Raw genomic sequence first — 19547 nt, 5'->3', positions numbered from 1 at the left:
GCCTGCGTGATCGATCTGCGCGGCCTGCGAAATTACGTTCTTCGCAGAAGTCGTTGCGAGCCAAGGAGAACGTGATGAGGGCAGACGCGCTGTCGTTGCAGGCGGTGCGGAAGGTGTACGGCTCGGGTGGCGGCGCCGTCACCGCGCTGAACGAGGTGACCGTCGACATCCGGCGGGGCACGTTCACCGCGGTGATGGGACCTTCCGGCTCGGGCAAGAGCACCTTCCTGCACTGCGCGTCGGGCATGGACCGGCCGACGTCCGGCCGTGTGCTGCTCGGCGAGACCGACCTGGGCAAGCTGAAGGAGGCCAGGCTGACCGAGATCCGGCGCGACCGGATCGGGTTCGTCTTCCAGGCCTACAACCTGCTGCCGTCGCTGACGGTGCGGCAGAACATCACGTTGCCGCTGCGGCTGGCCGGTCGTTCGGCCGACCAGGCGTGGCTGCGCGAGGTCGTCGACCGCGTCGGGCTGGCCGACCTGCTCGACCGGCACCCGTCCGAGCTGTCCGGTGGTCAGCAGCAGCGGGTCGCGATCGCACGGGCGCTGGTCGCCCGGCCGGAGGTGGTGCTGGCCGACGAACCGACCGGCGCGCTGGACTCCCGGACCGCGCACCAGGTCCTGACGCTCCTGAGGTCCGTTGTGGACGAAATGGGGCAGACCGTCCTGATGGTCACGCACGACCCGGTCGCCGCCTCCGCCGCACACAGCGTGCTGTTCCTGGCCGACGGCAAGCTCGCCGGCGAGCTGCACGGACCGACGCCGGAGAAGGTCGCCGAGCGCATGACGCACCTGGGGGAGTGGTAAGCGATGCTGGATCTTGCCTGGCAGACCGTCAAAGCCCGCACCAGCGGGTTCATCGGCGCTTTCGTGGCCATCCTCTGCGGGACCGCGCTCGTCGCGGCCTGCGGGATCCTCATGGAGTCCGGGTTTCGCGGCGGCGTGCCGACCCAGCGCTATGCGGCCGCTGACGTGGTCGTCACCGGCGATCGGACGGTGCGGCCGCCAGGTGGCGACGTGCTGGCGTTCGAGCAGGCGGCCGAACAGCCGGCCATCTCCTCCGCACTGGTCGCCAAGATCGCCCAGGTGCCGGGGGTGAAGGCCGCGGTGCCCGAGCGGACGTTCCCCGCCGTCGTGGTGGGGCCGGACGGGCAGGCGCTCGCGGACAAGCCGTCCTTCGGCCACAACTGGGAGTCGGCCGTGCTCGCGCCGTTCACGTTGAAGGCGGGGAGTGAGCCACGAACGAACGACGAGGTGGTGCTCGACTCGGGGCTGGCTGAGCGAGCCGGCGTGGGGGTCGGCGGCGAGGTGCGGATCATGACTCGCTCCGCGCCGGTGAGCTACCGCGTGAGCGGAGTCGTCGAGGGGAAGGGCGACCGCCAGGCGGCGCTGTTCTTCAGCTCCGCCACGGCGGCCGACCTCGCCGGCCGGTCCGACCAGCTCAGCGCGATCGGTGTCCTGGCCGGCGGTGATGTGGCGGATCGGATCGAGGACGTCCTCGCCGCGGACAACGTCACGGTGTCGACCGGTGCCGACCGCAGCGCCGCCGAGTTCGACGACGTCAGCCAGACCAAGGCGATCCTGGCGATCATCGCCGGTTCGTTCGGCGGCTACGCGGTCCTGGTCGCGATCTTCGTCGTGGCCAGCACGCTCGCGCTGACCGTCGAGCAACGCCGCCGCGAGTTCGCCCTGCTGCGCGCCGTCGGTGCGACGCCGAGGCAGGTCCGCAAGCTGATCGGCGTCGAGACCCTGGTGGTGTCCGTGATCGCCGGCGTGATCGGCAGCGTGCTGGGCATCGCCGTCGGTTACGGGCTGCGCGGCGCCTTCGCGAACATCGGCGTGGTGCCGGCCGACTTCGAGCTCTCGATCAGCCCGTTGCCGCTGGTCGCGTCCCTGCTGATCGGCATCGCCGCGGCCAGGCTGGCGGCCTGGAGCGCGTCGCGGCGCCCGTCCTCGATCAACCCCGTCGAGGCGCTGGGGGAGGCCGCTGTGCAACGCAAGGACGTCGGCCGGATCCGCCTGGCCATCGGTTACGTCCTGATGGCGATCGGAGCCGCGGCGACCACGGTCCCGTTCTTCCTCCGCGGTCAGCTCGGCGCGGCGATGTCGGTGATGGCGACGCTCGTGCTGATCATCGGACTGAGCCTGGCAGGGCCGAGGGTGATCGGCGGCGCGGTCCGGCTGATCGCACCGGCGCTGGGCAGGTTCTCCGGGGTGAGCGGCTACCTGGCGTCCGCGAACCTCCTCAAGAACTCCCGGCGGCTGGCCGCCGCCGTGACGCCGTTGATGCTGGCCATCGGGTTCGCGGTGGTCAACTACTACAGCCAGACCACCTTCACCGCGGCCGTGCAGCAGGAGACGACCCGCTCGATCACGGCCGACCACGTCATCACCGGTGTGGCGGGCGTGCCTGCCGAGGTGTCTGAGGCCGTGCGGAAGATGCCCGGAGTGACAGCGACGTCGTTGGTGCGCACGCAGGTGATCACCGCGAGCCAGACCGGTGACAGCGTGGAGGTGAACCGCGGGCCGGCCAACGGCCTCGACGCGACGGCGGGCGGCGCGGTCGACCTCGACGTCGTCACGGGCGACCTCGAGGACCTCACCACGGGCACGGTGGCGTTGAGCGACGCCCACGCGAGGTGGGAGGACAAGAAGGTCGGCGACACCGTCGAGTTCTGGTTCGCCGACGGTCAGCCCGCCAAGCTGCGGGTGATCGCGACCTACCGCCACGACCTCGCGTTCGGCGACCACGTGTTGTCGGCCGCCGACGCCCGTGCTCACACCACGGCGGGCATGGACAGCGCCGTGCTCGTGAAGTCCGGCGACGCAACCGCCCTGCGTGAGCTGACCAGCCGTTATCCCGGCTTGGCCGTGACCGGCGGCGTGGCCGCGCAGGACCGCAGTGACGAGCGGACCCAGTTCCTGCTCAACCTCGTCGCGGTCGGCGTGATTCTCGGGTACGTCGCGATCTCGGTGTCGAACACGCTGGTGATGTCCACGGCCGCGCGACGCCGCGAGTTCGCCCTGCTGCGCCTGGTCGGCACCGGACGCCGTCAGGTCGTGCGGATGATGCGGGCGGAAGCGCTGGTGACCGTCGGTCTCGCCGCGGTGCTGGGGTCGTTGGTCGCCGCACTGCCGTTGACGATGCTGGCGATCGGCTTCACGGGTGTCCCGCTGCCTGCCGGAGGCGTCTGGGTGCACTTGGGTGTGCTCGCCGGAGCCGCGTTGCTGGGTGTGGTGTCGATCGCCGTGTCGACGCGGTTGTCGTTGCGCGCCAAGCCGATCGACGCCATCGGCAGCCGTGAGTGACCAGCGGCGAAGTTTGCTCGATCGGCGCTACGGGTACGGCTCGCACATGCCAGCTGTCGCATCGGCCGAGGAGTGGGACGCGGCCCGCCAGGAGCTTCTGCGCAAGGAGAAGGAGCACACCCGCGCGAAGGACGCGCTGGCGGCCGAGCGCCGCCGGCTGCCGTGGGTCCGGATCGAGAAGCAGTACGCCTTCGAAGGTCCGGAGGGAGAGGTGGGCCTGCCCGGTCTGTTCGACGGGCGGCGCCAGCTGATCGTCTACCGGCACTTCTTCGAGCCGGGGGTCGCGGACTGGCCCAAGGGCGGCTGCAGCGGTTGTGCGATGTTCACCGACAACCTCGGTCACCTCGCCCACCTCAACGCCCGGGACACCACGTTCGTGCTGGTCTCGCCCGCTCCGCAGGACGACATCAAGCGTTACCGCCACCGCATGGGCTGGGACGAGGTGCCCTGGTACACGACGCGGGACGACTTCTCGAAGGACTTCGGCGTCGACGAGTACTTCGGCCTCAACGTCTTCATCCGCGACGGCGACGAGGTCTACCGCACCTACTTCACCAACGCGCGCTCGGCGGAGCAGACCGGCAACGTCTGGAGCCTGCTCGACCTGACGCCGCTCGGCCGTCAGGAGGAGTGGGAGGACTCGCCGGAGGGTTATCCGCAGGAAGCGCCGTACCAGTGGTGGCGTCGCCACGACGAGTACGGCACCCCGGTGGACGCCGGTTGACGAGCCGTCAGAGGATCGGGCTGGTGTGCTCGCCCAGGTGGACCGGCAGCGAGTGCAGCCCGTAGACGATGGAGAGCTTGCGGAACGACAGGTCGCCCGGTTCGACCGCAAGCCTCATCTCCGGGAAGCGCCGGACGAGTGCCGGGTACGCGATCCGCAGCTCCATCTTCGCCAGCTCGGCCCCGATGCACCGGTGCGCGCCGTAACCGAACGCGAGGTGCTGGCCCGCCGCCCGCTCGGGGCAGATGTCGTCCGGTGAGGAGTAGACGCTCGGGTCGCGGTTCGCCTGGGACAGCGAGCACGCCACGATGTCTCCCGCGCGCACCTTCGTCCCGGCGATGTCGATGTCCTTGCGGGCGACGCGGAGGAACGCCACCTGCACGACGGACTGGTGGCGCAGCAGTTCGTCGACCACGCCGGGCACGGCCTGGTCGTCGTCGCGCACCTGACCGAACAGACCTGGGTCACGCAGCATGGCGAGCGTGCCGAGCGAGATCATGCTCGCCGTCGTCTCGAACCCGCCGGTGAGCAGCCCGTCCGCCAGACCGGCCAGTTCGTCGTCGTCCAGCTCGTCACCGTGCTTGCGGATGAGCTCGCCGAGCAGACCGTCGTTGGGGGCCTTGCGCAGGGTGCGCACCAGTTCGCGGAAGTAGACGACGGACTGCGACACCGCGGACAGCGAGGTGGTGGCCGCTCCGCCCAGGTCGAACCGTGCCACGCTGCGGCGCTGGAACTCCTCGCGCTCGCTCGCGGGCACGCCCAGCAGCTCGCAGATCGTGAGCGCCGGCACGGGCATGGCGAAGTCCTCGACGAGGTCGACCGGACCGTCCTTCATGGACATCAGGTCGAGCTGGTCCGTGACGATCGCCTCGATCCGCGGGATGAGCCGCGAGAGCCGCCGCATGGTGAACTCCGGCGTCAGCACCTTGCGCAGCCGCGTGTGCTCCGGCGGGTCGCTGAACCCGAGCCCGCCCGGCGCCTCGTCCGCGAACAGACCCATCTCCTTGAAGTGGGTGAAGTCGTTGCTGAACGACTCGGAGTCGACCAGCACCTGCTTGGACGCCTCGTAGCCGGTCACCAGCCACACCGTCACCGGTAGCGGCAGCCGCGTCACCGGCCCGTGGGCCTGCATCCGCGCGAGCTCTGGCACGGGGTTCAAGCCGTTGCGGCGCAGCGGTGCCAGCACGCGCGAGGGCACGAACCAGGACGACCCGAGGTCGAACCCGGTCTTGCTCAGGTGGGCGAGGAACCGCTTCCCCATCCATCCGGTCACGCGCGACCGGACATCTGTCGCTGACTGCAGAACGTCCCTCATGAGGCGGCTGTCCCTTCGGCGGAAAGGTGACGTGGCGATGACGACCACCGGAACGGACAATAACGACGCCGCTGCTCCCCGGTCGTCATACCTGGGCCTAACGCGCCGTCATACTTTGGTCCAGATGTCGATCAAAACCAGTACAAGCGCCGCGGAGGGTGTTCCGAACGGTACAGCGCGCCGGGATTGCCGGTGAGTTCAACCGGACAACCTGGCATCGTCGGGGCATGACGAGTGCTGAGGGTTTCGACCGCTGGTACGCCGATCGCGTCGCGTCCCCGGTGGCCGATGAACTCGTGCAGCGCGTGCTCGCCCTCCCTCCTGGCCTCGAGTCGACCAGCCTGCTCGGCGGTGCCGCGCTGGCCGAAGTCGTGGCGGCACTGGGGCTTCGGCCGGGTCAGGTGCTGCTGGATCTGGCGTGCGGGCGCGGCGGGTACGGCCTGGAGGTCGTGCGCCGCACCGGGTGCCGGCTCGTCGGGGTCGACTTCTCGGCCGTCGCGATCGACCAGGCGCGGCAGCGGACCGGCGGCGACTTCCGGGTGGGCTCGATGACCGCCACGGGTCTGCACGCGGCGTGTGTGGACGCGGTGCTCGTCGTCGACGCGATTCAGTTCGCGAAACCGAAACTGGACGCGTTGCGGGAGTGCCGGCGGGTGCTGGTGCCCGGCGGGCGGTTGGTGATCACCTGCTGGGAGCCGGTCGATCCCTCGGACGAACGGCTGCCGGAGAAGATGCGGGAGATGGACCTGGCCGCGCAGCTGCCGGAGGCGGGGTTCGTCGACGTCGAGGTCGTGGAGAGACCGGAGTGGCGGGTCGTCGAGGAACAGCTGTGGAAGGAAGCTCTCGCCGTCGATGCCCCCGACGACCCGGCCATGCGGTCGATGCAGGACGAGGCGCGGCGGGTCCTGTCGCACTTCGACGGACTGCGCCGCGTCCTCGCCACGGCCACGAGGTGATCAGTGGCAGTGCCCGTGCCGCCAGCGACTCCTCCGGCGTCGCCCCCGGCCGCGTCCACTGCGCCGTCGGCCTGCTGGTCTCGCCCCAGGTCGAGTTCCCCTCGGCGTCCGTCCGCCAGAACCACCCGGCGGGCTTCGCTTCCGGCCAGCCCTCGGGGTGGTCCTCCCAGTCCTCGCCCCGGCCGCGCACGGTCTGGTCGAGCAGCGCGAGCGACCCGTTGAGCCGCTCACAACCACGTCCGGTCGTCGAGTAGGTGAGGAACACGCGATCACCATCGCGCAGGTAGCTGGTGAGGTAGCCCATGTCCCCGCCGGCCGGCCCCTCCACCCCGCGCACCGAGTACCAGGGCTGCGTGTAGCCCATGAACTCGACGAACGGGGCCACCTCCTCCCAGGCGCCCACGGTCAGAAAGGCGAACGAGACCCCGCGGGCGTTGAGGTAGGCGGGATTGTCGAAGTGCCACGGCACGTGCGTGCAGCCCTCACACTGCCCCTGGTGAGGCGCGCCGTCCCACCACATGTGCTTGTAGACCACGAGCTCGTCGCGCCCCTGGAACAGCTCCAGGAACGGCACCGGTCCGTCGGCTCCGACGACCTCGACCTTGCCGTCGAACTCGACCATCGGCAGCCGGCGCCGTGCCGCGGCGATAGCGTCGCCTTCGTGCGTGTGGGCCTTCTCGCGGACCAGGAGCTCGTCGCGTGCCTGCTGCCAGGTGGCGAGGTCGACGATGGGCGGCTGTCCGGTCATGGTTGTCCTCCGTGGAGATCGGTTTGTTCTCCTTGCACAGAGGTGTCGAAGCCGCCGGCCCCGTCTCGACATGGCTGCCAACCTGGTTTTCAGGCTGCCTGAAGCGAGATTTCCGCTCCCCGCCAGCGCGCTCTCAGCCAGCGGTCGTGGCTGGCGAGCACGATCGCTCCAGGTCCGGGGCCCAGCGCGGCCTCCAGCTCGTCGCACAACGTCGGCGACAGGTGGTTGGTGGGCTCGTCGAGCAGCAGCAGGTCCGGTGGATCGGCCACCAGCAACGCGAGCTTGAGTCGCCGCTGCTGGCCCTCCGACAACGTGCCGACCGGCTTGCCCAGATCCCACCGATGCAGCAGACCCAACGACTCCAGCGGCACCTGCTCGACGCGTTCGGCTCCGAGCGCCCGGCCGTAGGTGCCCCGCGCGGTGAGGCGCGGGTTGGCGAACCGGGTGTCCTGATCGAGCAGCCCGGTCCGCAGCCCGGGATGCCTCCGCACGCCCGCCGCTTCGAGCTGCCCGGCCAGGACCAGCAGCAGTGTCGACTTGCCGGCGCCGTTGGGTCCCGTCACGAGCAGCCGGTCGCCGTCGCGCACGTCCAGGAAGTCGAGCCTGAGCCGTCCGGGAACGCTGAGTTCGCGCACTGACAACAAGAACTCGGTCGACGTCAGCCCTGGCGGCCGGAAACTCAGCGGCCGCGGGGGAGCGGGCACACTGCGGCGCTCCAGTTCTTCGAGCCGGCGCGTGGCGTTGCGAACACGGCGCGAGATCTGGCTCTGCACGCGGTTCGCCCGCACGCCGTACCCCATCTTGTCGCTGTCCCGCATCGCCCGGTTCGGCGCGATGCGGCTACCGATCAGGCCGAGCGACTCCCGCAACTCGGTGAGCTCTTCCTGTTCTTCTTCGTACCTACGTTCCCAGCGCTCCCGGTCGGCACGCTTCTGCGTGACGTACTCGCTGTACGTGCCGCCGAACCTGGTGGGCCCGTCCACCGCGGGGTCGAGGTCGATCAGGTCCGTGCACACCGCGTCGAGGAACGCCCGATCGTGACTGGCCAGCACGACGGTGCCGGGCAGGCCGCGCAACTGCTCCTCCAGGAACGCGGCCGCGGCGTCGTCGAGGTGATTGGTCGGCTCGTCCAGCAACAACGCCGACGGCCTGCGCATCACCAGCGCCGCCAACGCGAGCCTGCGGCGCTCGCCACCGGACAGCGAACCGAGCGTGCGATCCCTCGTGACAGTGCCAAGCCCGAGTCCGTCGAGGACGATGTCGGCCCGGCGGTCCGCGTCCCAGGCCTCGTGCCGCTCGGCCAGCTCGAGTCGTTCGGCGTAGAGGTCTGGCTCCTCGTCGATGACAGCGGCGAGCCGGTCCAGCTCGGCGAGGTCCTCGCGTGCGTCGGCCAATGCGTCGTCCAGGACGTCAGCGACGGTCGCGGACTCGGCGTACGGCATGTCCTGGTGCAGAAAACCCAGGTCAGGCGGCCGCTCCACGGTGCCGCGGTCGGGTTGGTCGACGCCCGCCAGCAGGCGCAGGAGCGTCGACTTGCCGGCGCCGTTCTCGCCGATGAGGCCGATGCGCCGGCCGGGTGCCGCGGTGAGCGACACGCCGTCGAGCACGCGCCGGCCTCCGAAGGTGCGGACGAGCTCGTGGGCGATCAGGGCTGCTTCAGCCACGTGCGGCCTCCAGCAGCTTGCCGCCGTCCAGCCGCAGCCAGCGGTCGATCTTCACCTCGCTCAGGAACCGTTCGTCGTGGCTGACGACGACGAACGCGCCCCGGTACGCGTTCAGCGCGCTTTCCAGTTGCCCGGCGCTGACCAGGTCGAGGTTGTTGGTGGGTTCGTCGAGCAACAGCAGTTGTGGGGCGGGTTCGGCGAACAGGATGCACGCCAGGGTGGCCCGCAGACGTTCGCCGCCGGACAGGACGCCGACCGGCAGGTGGGCCCGCGCGCCGCGGAACAGGAAGCGCGCCAACAGGTTCATCCGGTCCGCCGGTGGCATCGCCGGGGCGAACGCGGCCAGGTTCTCGGCCACCGTGCGGTCGTCGTCGAGCAGGTCGAGCCGCTGCGACAGGTAGGCGACGCGGCCGTCGGCTCGTTTCACCTCACCGGTGTCCGGCGTCAGCGAACCGTGGATCACCCGCAGCAGCGTCGACTTGCCCGCGCCGTTCGGGGCGGCCAGCGCGATCCGTTCCGGTCCGCGGATCGTCAGGTCCAGTCCGTCGAACAGGTCCCGCACCCGCAGGCCAGAGCCGTCGAACAAGGTGCGGCCGGCGGGGACGGCGGTCTGCGGGAGTTCCAGGCTGATCTTCTGCTCGTCCTTCAACGAGCGTTCGGCGTGGTCCAGCCGCGTCTTGGCGGCGCTGAGCCGGGCGGCGTGCGTGCCGTCGGCCTTGGCAGCGGACACCTCGGCGTTGCGTTTCATGTTGCCCGCGAAGATCTTCGGCAGACCCGCGCTGGACAGGTTGCGCTGGGCGTTCGACGCGCGGCGGGCGGCGCGTTCGCGGGCCTGCTGCATCTCCCGCTTCTCGCGCTTGACCTCCTGCTCGGCGCTGCGGATGTTCTTCTCCGCGACCTCGCGCTCGGCTTCCACGGCCTGCTCGTACTCGCTGAAGTTGCCGCCGTAGAAGCGGATCTCGCCGCCGTCGAGCTCGGCGATCCGGTCCATCCGGTCGAGCAGGGCGCGGTCGTGGCTCACCACGAGCAGGCACCCGCGCCAGTCGTCCAGCACGGCGTACAGCTTGTGCCGCGCCTCCAGGTCGAGGTTGTTGGTGGGTTCGTCGAGCAGCAGCACGTCCGGCTGCTTCAGCAACTGCGCCGCGAGCCCGAGCGACACGATCTGGCCGCCGCTCAGCGTGCCGAGCGCCCGGTCGAGCGCCAGGTCGCCGAGCCCGAGCCGGTCGAGCTGGGCGCGAGTGCGTTCCTCGAGGTCCCAGTCGTTGCCGATGGTGGTGAAGTGCTCCTCGCCGACGTCACCGGACTCGACGGCCTTGATCGCGCTCAGCACCGCCGCGACGCCGAGCACCTCGGCCACGGTCAGCTCGGCGGTGAGCGGCAGGTCCTGCGGGAGATAGCCGAGCACGCCGTCGACGGACACGCTGCCGTCGTTCGGCGTCAGCGCTCCGGCCGCGAGCTTGAGCAGCGTCGACTTGCCGGCGCCGTTGGGGGCGACCAGACCAGTGCGGCCGTCCGGCACGGTGGCGGACAGGCCGTCGAACACAGGCGTGTTGTCCGGCCAGGCGAACGACAGGTTCGACAGGACGATAGACATGGGTGAGACCTCGGGATGTGCTTGCGCGCGACCAATCGCGGCGCGAGTGGAAAAGGGGACGACAGGACGGCCATCGGGTTCGATGGCCTGTCACATCCAGGGCTCACCCTGAGATGTCGTCTTCACCCACCAGCACGTCGAGCTCCTCTTCGATGATCTCCACTCCACGGTAGCAGGAGCGGGCAATCCGATAGCGGCGAGCGGCGGCGTGACGTTCACTCGACCGTGTGACCAGCTATGTCGGCCTGTGGCGGCGCGACGGTGAGTTGCCGCTCGCGTTACCCGGCCCGTCCCGCATCGCGACAACCCCTTGCTGCGCAGCCTGCTGGCGACCGATCCGCCGCGCCATCACGCGTTGCGGCGGATCGTCAGCCAGGTGTTCACGCCGCGAGCCGTCGCCGCGCTGGAACCGTCGATCACGGCCAGAGTCGCAGACCTGACCGCCGCCCAGGAGCTGAACCTGGTCGGCGACGTCGCCTCCCTGTTGTCGGTGCACACGATCGCCGGCCTGCTCGGCGTGCGCCCGTCGCCGGACTTCGTCGAGTGGACGGAGGCGATCACGTCGTTCTCCGGCACGTTCACCGCCGACCGGACCGCGTTCGACCAGGCGCTGACGGAGATGAGCGCCTTCTTCCGCGCGGAGTCCAGGCGCCCCGCCGGCATCATCGCGACCCTGCTGGCAGCCGGTCTCGCGGAGGACGAGCTGATCAACTTCTGCGTGTTGCTGCTGATCAACGGCCACGAGACCAGCAAGACCCTGCTGGTCAACGCGATGTTGTGCCTCGTCCCGCACCCGAAGCCTGCCGACCTGGCCCTGGCCGTCGAGGAAGTGCTGCGCTACCTCCCGCCGACCGGCGGACGGACAGGTTCGTCACCAATCCGCACCTGTCGTTCGGTCGCGGTGTCCACTTCTGTCTGGGCGCCCACCTGGCGCGGCTGGAGGTTCGGGTGGCGCTCGGGGCTTTGCTCGATCGGCGGTGGCGGATCACGGGTCTGGAGACGCGCCGCACGCCGGTCGGCATCGACGTTCTGGGCTTGGGGCTCGGTCCGGGCCCGGTTATAGCCTGAACACCGTGACTGACGACGTGCTCCAGCTGCTGCGTGACCGCAAACAGCACCGAACCACGCCAGGGCAGCGCACCGACGACGCACGCCTGGTGTTGCTGATCGAAGGCGGAAGCTCGCGCGGTGCCTACTCGAGCGGTATGACCGTCGCGATCGAACGGCTCGGGCTGCTGCCGATGTTCGACGCCGTCTACGGCAGTTCGGCGGGGTCGCTGAACGCCGCGTGGTTGTTGTGCGGCCGCGCGGACAGCAGCAAGCACGCGTGGTGGGACCCGGCCGTCATGCGGTCCACGATCAACCCGATGCGAGCCTTTCGCCGGCAACCCGTCGTGGACACGAGGCATCTCGTGCACACCATCTACACCGAGGTCATGCCGATGGGCTTCCAGGACATCCTGGACAGTCCGGTCGAGTTCCACCCGATGGCCACGGACGCCCTGACCGGCGAATCCGCCGATCTGTTCGACCGGATCCACGACATCGCGAGCCTGCAGGCCGCGCTGCGGGCGTCCACCGCGATGCCACTGCTCGCCGGGCCGCCGGTGATGATCGACGGCCGCCCCTACGTCGACGCCGGCATGAGCGAAATGGTCCCCGTGCGGTCGGCGATCGCCCAGAAGGCCACGCACATCGTCGTCCTGCGCACGGTGCGGGCCGACGAGGTTCCCATGGCGCCGTCCCGCAGCGAGAGGATGGTGCTGTCGCGCTGGTTCGCCCGGCACGCGCCGGGCGTCGTCGAGGCGTGGTTGCGCCGCAAGGAAGGCAGGATCGAGGAGGAAGAACTCCTCGCCTCCCACCCCGCCTGCCTGCAGATCCGCCCACCACTCGGCAGCCTGCGGGTCGGCCGCACCGAACGACGCCCTGACCTGCTGCGCAAGGTCGTCGACATCGGCATCGACAGCGCGATGAACGAGCTGGCGAGCTGCGTGCTGGAGCCGCGATGAGCATCGTCGTGCTACCTTAACGCAACAACCTGTTGCGAAATGGAGGCCGACGGTGGCGGGACGTCCGCGGGACCCGGATCTCGAACAGCGGTTGCTCGCGACGGCGTGGTCGTTGCTGACCGCCGGCGGCTACGACGCGCTGACGCTGACCCAGGTCGCGGCGCAGGCGAGCGCCCATCGGACCGACGTCTACCGGCGGTGGCGCAGCAAGGCGCGGCTGGTGGCCGACGTGTTCGACGAGTTCCTGCCGCCGGTGCCGGACGTCGACACGGGCTCGCTCCTCGACGACCTCAGGGCCTTCGTCACCGACCTGGCCGCGGCCTGGGACCAGCCGTGGAACGACGGCCTGGTCGGTTTTCTCGCCGACCTGCGCCAGGACCCCGAGGCGGAGCGCACGTTCCGCGCCCTGGTCGCGCGGCGGTCGCAGCCGGTGGTGGACGCGATCGCCAGGGCCGTGCGGCGCGGTGAGATCGCGGAGGTGCCGGACCTGCCGCTGGTCGGCAACCTGCTGGAGGGCCCGCTGATGCACCGGCGGATGTTCGGCGGCCGGCCGATGACGTCCGACGAGCTCGACGTGGTGACGTGGTCGGTGCACCGGCTGCTCACCGGAACGCCGGTGACGCCATGAGCGACCTGCACGAGCTCACCGCCGCTCAACAGGTGCGCGCCTTGCACGCCAAGGAGATCAGTTCCCGCGAGCTGACCGAGCACTACCTGGCGCGCATCGATCGGCTCGGTGCCGAGCTGGGCGCGTTCGTGACCGTCACCGCCGAATCCGCGCTGGCAGAGGCCGGTCGCGCGGACGAACGACTGGCCGCCGGAGAGCGGTCCGCGTTGCTCGGGCTGCCGCTGGGCATCAAGGATCTGTCGCCGACCGCCGGCATCCGCACGACGTTCGGCTCGGCGGCGCTGGCCGAGTTCGTGCCGGGGGAGGACTCCTGGGCCGTCGGGTTGCTGCGGCAGGCGGGCGCGGTCGTGCTCGGCAAGACGAACACGCCGGAGTTCGGTTCCACCTGCTACACCGAGAACGACGTCACCCCACGGCCGTCCGTGACGCCCTACGCGCTGGACCGTTACTCGAGCGGGTCCAGCGGTGGCGCGGCATCGGCGGTCGCGGCGGGACTCCTGCCGGTCGGGCACGGCAGCGACGGCGCGGGTTCGATCCGCACACCCGCCGCGACCTGCCATCTCGTCGGGGTGAAGCCGAGCCGCGGCCTGGTCAGCGCGGCACCCGCCACGTCGTTCTTCGTCGCCTCCACCGAAGGCCCGATCGCGCGCACGGTCGAGGACGCCGCACTTCTCCTCGAAGTGATGGCACGTCCCGCACCCGGCGATCTCTACGGCTGGAGCCACCCCGGAGGCTTCACCAAGACGCTCCAACGGCCGCTCAAGGTCGCGATGTGGACGGACACCGGACTCGACCAGGCCGTTGACCCACAAGCAGAACTCGCGGTCCGGCGCACGGTGGAGGTGCTCACCGGGCTCGGGCACGACGTCCGCGAGATCCCGCTCCCGGCCCGGTGGGACGAACCGGTGCGGCAGGCGATCGTCACGTGGTTCGCGTACTCCGTGGGCGCGGCGGTGCAGGCGATGATGTTGCAGGACCGCACACATCTCCTGTCGTCGTACTCCCGGCAGCTCCTCTCCATCAACGACACGTTGTCCGCCAACGACATCGTCACCTCTCAGGCCCTGCTCGCCCGCTACGCCAGCACGATGCTGGCCGGGGTCGACGACTACGACGTCGTGCTCACGCCCACGACGAACGGCGCGCCGGTCCCGATCGGGTACTACGACGGCGACGAGGCCGAGCGAATGTTGCGCTGGTCCTGCCACACGCCGTGGGTGAACCTCGCTGGTGTGCCGGCGGTTTCCCTTCCGTCGCATGTGGACGATGACGGCCTGCCGCACGGCGTGCATCTCGTCGGACGCCACCGCCAGGACGCCGACCTGCTCGCCCTGGCCGCGCAGCTGGAGAGCGCGGCGCTCTGGGAAGAACGCCACCCGCCCTGCTGGAACCAGTGAAAGGCCGCGCGATGCCCGTTCCCGGACCCGGCCTGATCGAGAAGGTCGTCACCCTGCCCGACGGCCGGAAGCTCCGGACCGTGGTGGCGGGGGAGGGGGACGGGCCGCTGGTCGTGTTCGAGGCGGGGATGAGCGCGCCCGGATCGTCGTGGATCCACACCCAGCGCGAGGTCAGCGCCCGCTACCGCACGTTGTCCTACGACCGCGCGGGCTACGGCGGCAGCGACGAGGACCCGCACGATCGCACGCTCGACCGGATCGTGGACGACCTGACCGCCGTGCTCGCACCGGAAACGAAGCCGGTGGTGCTCGTCGGGCACAGCTGGGGCGGGCCGATCATCAGGCTGTTCGCCGACCGCCACCCGGAGCGGGTCGCGGGGATGGTGTTCGTCGACTCGACCCTCGCCGAGGTGATGTCGACCAGGAACGCCAAGCTCGCGGCCCGCTTCTTCTCGCTGCTGGGGCTGCTGGCCCGCGTCGGCGGCAAGGGGCTGATCAGGAAGCTGACGTTCCGCAACGGCGTCTCGCCGGAGATCGCCGAGGCCGACGTGGCGATCATGATCCGCGACTACGCGAGCGCCAGGGCGATGCGGGCGGGCAGCCGGGAGGCGCGGCAGATCGCGTCCGCGCTGCCCGTGATGCGTCGCCTGCAGGACAAGGGCACGCCGGACGTGCCGACGGTGTGCCTGCAGGCGGGTCTGGTCGAGCGGGGCATGGCCGAGTGGCGGCCGAAGCTCAACCAGTGGGCGGCCGACCTGATGGCCGCCGTCCCGCGCGGCAAGATGATCGTGGTCGAGGACACCGGGCACCTCATCCCGCAGGAGAACCCCGCCGTCGTGCGCGAAACCGTCTTCGGGGTCGTCGAGCGGCTACCTTGAGCGCGTGGACTTCGACGAGTACCGGAAGCACGACGCCACCGGGCTGGCGCAGCTCGTCGCGGACAAGCAGGTGTCCGCGGCAGAACTTCTCGCGGTGGCGAGGGAACGCGCCGAGGCGGTGAACCCGAAGCTCAACGCGATCGTCCGGGACGTGCCCGTCGAGTCGCTGGACGACCTCACCGGGCCGTTCGCCGGCGTGCCGTTCCTGATCAAGGACCTGGGCCAGGACTACGCGGGCCTGCCGACCTCGAACGGGTCGCGGTCGCTGCAGGCGCACCGGGTCGCCGAGCACTCGACCGTCGTCCAGCGCTGGATCGACGCCGGCCTGGTGATCTTCGGCAAGACCAACCTGCCGGAGTTCGGTGCGAAGGCGATCAGCGAGTCGACCGTCTGGGGTCCCGCGCGCAATCCGTGGGATCTCGAACGCACGCCCGGTGGTTCGTCGGGCGGATCGGCCGCGGCGGTCGCTGCCGGGATCGTGCCCTGCGCCGGTGCGAACGACGGTGGTGGCTCGACCCGGATCCCGGCCGCGTGCTGCGGACTCGTCGGGCTCAAGCCGGGACGCGGGCTCACCCCGTTCGGCCCGGAGACCGCCGAGATGATGCACGGCGCGGCGGTGCAGGGCGTGGTGTCGAGGACCGTGCGCGACACGGCCGCGATGCTCGACGTCATCTGCGGCGGTGAACTGGCCGGGCCGTACTCGCCCGCCATGCCGTCGGCGTCGTTCGCGTCCTGCGTCGGTGAAGCGCCCGGCAAGCTGCGGATCGGCGTCCGGGTGCCGTCCGCGATCAACCCGAAACCGCACGCCGAGGCGTACGCGGCCGTCGAGTCGGCGGTGCGGGTGCTGACCGAGCTGGGCCACGAGGTCGAGGAACTGCCAGAGGCGCCGTTCGACGATGCCGCGCTCGCCAAGGACTTCCTGCTCACGTGGTTCGTGAACCTCGCCTGGAAGGTCGCCGACGCCAAGCGGCTGACGGGCGCGCCGGACATCGCCTTCGAGCGCGACACGCTGCTCATGGCCGCGCTGGGACGGGCCACGAGCAGCGTCGACTACGTGGACGCCGTCCAGCGGCGGCACGAGCACACCCGCCGGTTGAGCACGTACTTCGAGTCCTACGACCTGCTGCTGACGCCGACGCTGGCGACTCCACCGCCCAAGGTCGGCGCGTTCGACCTGCCGGTGTCGTTGCAGCGGGCGACCGACGTGCTGCTCAAGACCGGCACCGCGCGGTTCCTCAAGCACACCAAGCTCGTCGACGACATGATCTCCGACAACCTCGGCTGGGTGCCCTACACGCAGCTGGCGAACATCACCGGCCGGCCCGCGCTGTCGTTGCCGCTGCACTGGACGGCGGACGGGCTGCCGCTCGGCGTCCAGTTCGTGGCGCCGCTCGCGGGGGAGTCGCTGCTGATCCGGCTGGCGGCCCAGCTCGAGGACGCGCTGCCGTGGGCGGACCGGGTGCCGGTCATTCGCTGAGGAACCGCAGCAGCTCCGCGGTGACGAACCGAGGGTTCTCCTCGACCAGCCAGTGCCCCGCGTTCGGCACGTCCAGCGCTCGCACGATGTTCGTCATCCGCGGTGCCGCTGTGCCCTGGATCGTCTGAGCCTGCCCCTGGGCGGCCATCACCAGAGTTGGGACCCGCACCGGGGACGCCGCCACGGTGTCCCTGACGTCCTGGTCGAGAGCGCGGTACAGCTCGAAGCCGCCTTTGAGGACCTCCGGCTTGCTGTAGGTCCGCGTGTACTCGTCGATCTCCTCGTCGGAGAACGGTGACCGCGTCGAGGTTCCGCCGAAAGCCGTGCCGTTGAAGGAGACCTGCGGGTAGAACAGCTTCAGGTACTCGCGCACGTCGTCGCCCACCACGGCCTCGGGGACCTCGCGCTGGGAGTGGAAAGCGATGTGCCAGCTCAGTTTCCGGTAGGTCGCGCCGTCGATCCCAGGTCCCGGCAACGGCAGGTCGAGGTACCCCAGCCGGGCGGTGTCGGACGGGAACTGGCTGGCGTACTGGAAGGCGACGGCGGCGCCGAGGTCGTGCCCGACGATCGCGGGGTTCCGCAGGCCGAGCTTCTCCGTCAGCCCGTGGACGTACCGGGCCAGCGTGGCCTTGTCGTAGCCGGTGGGCGTGCCGGTGCTGTCGCCGAGGCCCGGCAGGTCGAGCGCGTAGACGGTGTGGCGTTCGGCGAGCGCGGGCATGATCGGCCACCAGCCGTACCAGGTCTGCGGCCAGCCGTGCAGCAACACGACCGGCGAGCCGCTGCCGCCCGTCACGTAATGCATGCGGACGCCGTTGACCTCGGTGTACTCGTGCTGAAAGCCGTGGATCGCCGGCGTCGTCGAGCAGCCGCCGATGGCGAGCAGGAGCGCGATGAGGAGGGGCGCTGTCTTGCGTTTCATGACTCCCACCCTGGCCGGAGGGCGGCAGATCTGGCACGAAAACTTGCCGCCCTGGCAAGATGGCGGCTCGTGAACCGCGAAACGGAAGAAGTGCTCGACGGGGTAGGTCCGCGCCTGCGTGCGTTGCGGCGTCATCGCGGCATCACGCTCGCCGACCTCGCGACGACGACCGGAATCTCGGAAAGCACCCTGTCCCGGCTGGAAAGCGGGCAACGCCGCGCCACCCTGGAGCTGCTGCTCCCGCTGGCGCGCACCTACGACGTGCCGCTGGACGACCTCGTCGGCGCCCCGCGCACCGGTGATCCCCGCATCCACCTCAAGCCGATCCACCGGTTCGGCATGACGTTCGTGCCGCTGTCCCGGCGGCCGGGCGGGGTGCAGGCGTTCAAGATGCTCATCCCCGCCACGCCGGAACCACTCGAACCCACGTTGCAGACCCACGACGGGTTCGAGTGGCTGTACGTCCTCAACGGACGGCTGCGGCTGGTGCTCGACGACCTCGACCTGACGGTGTCCGCCGGCGAGGCGGCGGAGTTCGACACGTCGTCACCGCACTGGCTGGGCAGCGCGGACGGCGGCGCGGTCGAGCTGGTCATCCTGTTCGACCCACAAGGCATGCGCACGCACATCCACGCCGACCGCGTCAGCTCCGGTTGAGCCGGGCGGCCGCGACCACGCCGATCAGCGCCACGACCGCGATGACGACACCGAAACCCGTCGCCGTGGACACCGCGCCCGCGACACCGATGAACAGTCCCGCGATGATCGCCGAGCTGCCCATGGCGAGGTAGCCGACGAAGAAGATCGCGGTGAACAGCCCCGCGCGTTCGTGTGGCGCGACCTCCGGCACGAGCCCTCGGGTGGTGCCGGCGAACGAGACGCCGATCCCGCCGCCGCCGATGATCGCGGCGGCCCAGAGCAGCGTCAGCGAGGTGGCGCCGATGCTGCCGATGAACAGAACGGCGCCGACGATCATCGCGCTCATGCCGGCGATCCTCAGTGACGGCGGGCGAAACCGGCTCGTGAGCGCCGAGCCGGCGGTCGCGGTCGCGAGGGCGAACGCCGCTAGCAGCGATCCGAGGATCGGACTGTCCACCTTGAACACCGCCACCAGCAGCGCGGGCACCAGTCCCATGAACAGCGTCATCGTCATGAACCCGCCGACGATCCCGGGCACCGTCGTCCAGTACAGCCTGCGCACCTGACCGGGAAGTGAGATGCGCGGGTTCAGCGAGGCCACCGCGCCCGGCTTGCGCGTAGCGGTCTCCGGCGTGAACACCGCGAAGACGGTCAGGGCAGCGATCACCACGGCGAGCACGAGCCACACCGCGAACGGCGCGTCGGTCGCGAACTCGGCCAGCACACCCGCGAAGAGCGCGCCGATCGCCAGCCCCGCGAGCGGCGCCATGCTGGTCATCTGGGCGCCGAGCTTCTTGAACCGCTCAGGCGCGAGCTCGACCACGGCCGCGCTGAGCGAGCTCGACGCCGCGCCGGTGGCGACACCCTGCACGATCCGCGCGGCGATGACCCAGCCGATCGACGGCGCCGCGAGGAACATCAGCATGGCCACCAGGTCGATCGCCAGGGCGCCGATCATCAGCGGCCTCCGTCCGATGTGGTCGGACAGCGACCCGATCACCAGGATCGAGACCAGCAGCGAGAACGCGTAGATGCCGAACGCCAGCGTCAGCACCCACGGCTGGAATCCCCACTGGTGCTGGTAGATGGGCAGCAACGGCGTCGGCGCCCCAGCCGCCACGAGGATCACGACCATCGCCGCCGAGATGCCCGCGAAGCCGACACCACGTGACAGGAACGGCCAGCGCGAGGCCGTATTGGTGCGTTCTAGCAGCGCGGTCATCGCACTTCCTTCACGTTCGAGGTCGAGGGCAACGACGGTAAACCTGTTCACTTCGTTTTTGCAAGTGTG

16 protein-coding genes and 1 pseudogene are annotated in these 19547 nt (G+C 70.2%); 11 read left to right on the top strand and 6 right to left on the bottom strand.

Features of this window, described 5'->3' with window-relative positions:
* Positions 1-74 precede the first annotated feature (74 nt).
* From ACWGE0_RS02870 to ACWGE0_RS02860, 3 genes are read left to right on the top strand one after another with little or no spacing between them, the layout of a single operon-like run.
* A complete protein-coding gene (locus ACWGE0_RS02870) occupies positions 75-806 on the top strand; it encodes an ABC transporter ATP-binding protein (RefSeq protein ID WP_452259173.1) in 732 nt (243 codons plus the stop codon).
* 3 nt (positions 807-809) lie between these two features.
* Entirely contained in the window at positions 810-3308 is a 2499-nt protein-coding gene (locus tag ACWGE0_RS02865; protein WP_452259172.1) for an FtsX-like permease family protein, read from the top strand.
* A gap of 46 nt (positions 3309-3354) precedes the next feature.
* Positions 3355-4032: a DUF899 domain-containing protein gene (locus ACWGE0_RS02860; RefSeq protein WP_452259171.1), complete on the top strand. Its 678-nt coding sequence runs from the start codon at positions 3355-3357 to the stop codon at positions 4030-4032.
* A 7-nt stretch (positions 4033-4039) separates the two neighbouring features.
* Here the strand turns inward: ACWGE0_RS02860 and ACWGE0_RS02855 are convergent, their stop codons facing one another.
* Positions 4040-5347: a cytochrome P450 gene (locus ACWGE0_RS02855; protein ID WP_452259170.1), complete on the bottom strand. Its 1308-nt coding sequence runs from the start codon at positions 5345-5347 to the stop codon at positions 4040-4042.
* 227 nt (positions 5348-5574) lie between these two features.
* Here ACWGE0_RS02855 and ACWGE0_RS02850 point away from each other — a divergent pair, with 227 nt between their 5' ends.
* A complete protein-coding gene (locus ACWGE0_RS02850; protein WP_452259169.1) occupies positions 5575-6303 on the top strand; it encodes a class I SAM-dependent methyltransferase in 729 nt (242 codons plus the stop codon).
* On the opposite strand, the pseudogene ACWGE0_RS02845 reads toward ACWGE0_RS02850, so the two are convergent.
* The 3 genes and pseudogenes from ACWGE0_RS02845 to ACWGE0_RS02835 form a co-directional block, all read right to left on the bottom strand.
* A pseudogene (locus ACWGE0_RS02845) lies at positions 6304-7051 on the bottom strand (DUF899 family protein).
* An 89-nt stretch (positions 7052-7140) separates the two neighbouring features.
* The gene (locus tag ACWGE0_RS02840; protein ID WP_452259168.1) at positions 7141-8715 is read right to left on the bottom strand and encodes an ABC-F family ATP-binding cassette domain-containing protein; all 1575 of its coding nucleotides are present in this window, start codon (positions 8713-8715) and stop codon (positions 7141-7143) included.
* Positions 8708-10309 carry an ABC-F family ATP-binding cassette domain-containing protein gene (locus ACWGE0_RS02835; RefSeq protein ID WP_452259167.1) on the bottom strand — a complete coding sequence of 534 codons (1602 nt, stop codon included), beginning with the start codon at positions 10307-10309 and terminating at the stop codon, positions 8708-8710. Before ACWGE0_RS02835 ends, ACWGE0_RS02840 begins: the two co-directional genes overlap by 8 nt.
* Before the next feature lie 237 nt (positions 10310-10546).
* Between ACWGE0_RS02835 and ACWGE0_RS02830 the strand changes: the two genes are divergently transcribed.
* From ACWGE0_RS02830 to ACWGE0_RS02805, 6 genes are read left to right on the top strand one after another with little or no spacing between them, the layout of a single operon-like run.
* The gene (locus ACWGE0_RS02830; protein WP_452259329.1) at positions 10547-11377 is read left to right on the top strand and encodes a cytochrome P450; all 831 of its coding nucleotides are present in this window, start codon (positions 10547-10549) and stop codon (positions 11375-11377) included.
* 5 nt (positions 11378-11382) lie between these two features.
* Positions 11383-12318 (top strand): patatin-like phospholipase family protein, encoded by a 936-nt coding sequence (locus ACWGE0_RS02825; RefSeq protein WP_452259166.1) that lies wholly within the window; start codon positions 11383-11385, stop codon positions 12316-12318.
* A gap of 52 nt (positions 12319-12370) precedes the next feature.
* A complete protein-coding gene (locus ACWGE0_RS02820) occupies positions 12371-12946 on the top strand; it encodes a TetR/AcrR family transcriptional regulator (protein WP_452259165.1) in 576 nt (191 codons plus the stop codon).
* The gene (locus ACWGE0_RS02815; RefSeq protein WP_452259164.1) at positions 12943-14343 is read left to right on the top strand and encodes an amidase; all 1401 of its coding nucleotides are present in this window, start codon (positions 12943-12945) and stop codon (positions 14341-14343) included. Before ACWGE0_RS02820 ends, ACWGE0_RS02815 begins: the two co-directional genes overlap by 4 nt.
* A gap of 11 nt (positions 14344-14354) precedes the next feature.
* On the top strand, positions 14355-15221 hold the full coding sequence (locus tag ACWGE0_RS02810) for an alpha/beta fold hydrolase (protein WP_452259163.1): 867 nt from the start codon (positions 14355-14357) through the stop codon (positions 15219-15221).
* A gap of 4 nt (positions 15222-15225) precedes the next feature.
* The gene (locus tag ACWGE0_RS02805; protein ID WP_452259162.1) at positions 15226-16698 is read left to right on the top strand and encodes an amidase; all 1473 of its coding nucleotides are present in this window, start codon (positions 15226-15228) and stop codon (positions 16696-16698) included.
* Here the strand turns inward: ACWGE0_RS02805 and ACWGE0_RS02800 are convergent.
* On the bottom strand, positions 16688-17617 hold the full coding sequence (locus tag ACWGE0_RS02800) for an alpha/beta fold hydrolase (RefSeq protein WP_452259161.1): 930 nt from the start codon (positions 17615-17617) through the stop codon (positions 16688-16690). The two genes, ACWGE0_RS02805 and ACWGE0_RS02800, sit on opposite strands and share 11 nt — an antisense overlap.
* A gap of 69 nt (positions 17618-17686) precedes the next feature.
* On the opposite strand from ACWGE0_RS02800, the gene ACWGE0_RS02795 reads away from it, so the two are divergent.
* The gene (locus ACWGE0_RS02795) at positions 17687-18274 is read left to right on the top strand and encodes a helix-turn-helix domain-containing protein (protein ID WP_452259160.1); all 588 of its coding nucleotides are present in this window, start codon (positions 17687-17689) and stop codon (positions 18272-18274) included.
* Here the strand turns inward: ACWGE0_RS02795 and ACWGE0_RS02790 are convergent.
* Positions 18261-19478 carry an MFS transporter gene (locus ACWGE0_RS02790; RefSeq protein WP_452259159.1) on the bottom strand — a complete coding sequence of 406 codons (1218 nt, stop codon included), beginning with the start codon at positions 19476-19478 and terminating at the stop codon, positions 18261-18263. The two genes, ACWGE0_RS02795 and ACWGE0_RS02790, sit on opposite strands and share 14 nt — an antisense overlap.
* Positions 19479-19547: the final 69 nt, after the last annotated feature.

Source organism: Lentzea sp. NPDC054927 (assembly GCF_053610285.1).
The sequence above is the reverse complement of the archived record's forward strand: the minus strand, read 5'-3'. Positions and strand labels throughout refer to the sequence as shown.

Coding starts and splice junctions, on each gene's coding strand:
- ACWGE0_RS02835 (WP_452259167.1), bottom strand. CDS start 10,309: ATGTCTATCGTCCTGTCGAACCTGTCGTTCGCCTGGCCGGACAACACG.
- ACWGE0_RS02865 (WP_452259172.1), top strand. CDS start 810: ATGCTGGATCTTGCCTGGCAGACCGTCAAAGCCCGCACCAGCGGGTTC.
- ACWGE0_RS02860 (WP_452259171.1), top strand. CDS start 3,355: ATGCCAGCTGTCGCATCGGCCGAGGAGTGGGACGCGGCCCGCCAGGAG.
- ACWGE0_RS02830 (WP_452259329.1), top strand. CDS start 10,547: ATGTCGGCCTGTGGCGGCGCGACGGTGAGTTGCCGCTCGCGTTACCCG.
- ACWGE0_RS02870 (WP_452259173.1), top strand. CDS start 75: ATGAGGGCAGACGCGCTGTCGTTGCAGGCGGTGCGGAAGGTGTACGGC.
- ACWGE0_RS02815 (WP_452259164.1), top strand. CDS start 12,943: ATGAGCGACCTGCACGAGCTCACCGCCGCTCAACAGGTGCGCGCCTTG.
- ACWGE0_RS02810 (WP_452259163.1), top strand. CDS start 14,355: ATGCCCGTTCCCGGACCCGGCCTGATCGAGAAGGTCGTCACCCTGCCC.
- ACWGE0_RS02850 (WP_452259169.1), top strand. CDS start 5,575: ATGACGAGTGCTGAGGGTTTCGACCGCTGGTACGCCGATCGCGTCGCG.
- ACWGE0_RS02800 (WP_452259161.1), bottom strand. CDS start 17,617: ATGAAACGCAAGACAGCGCCCCTCCTCATCGCGCTCCTGCTCGCCATC.
- ACWGE0_RS02790 (WP_452259159.1), bottom strand. CDS start 19,478: ATGACCGCGCTGCTAGAACGCACCAATACGGCCTCGCGCTGGCCGTTC.
- ACWGE0_RS02855 (WP_452259170.1), bottom strand. CDS start 5,347: ATGAGGGACGTTCTGCAGTCAGCGACAGATGTCCGGTCGCGCGTGACC.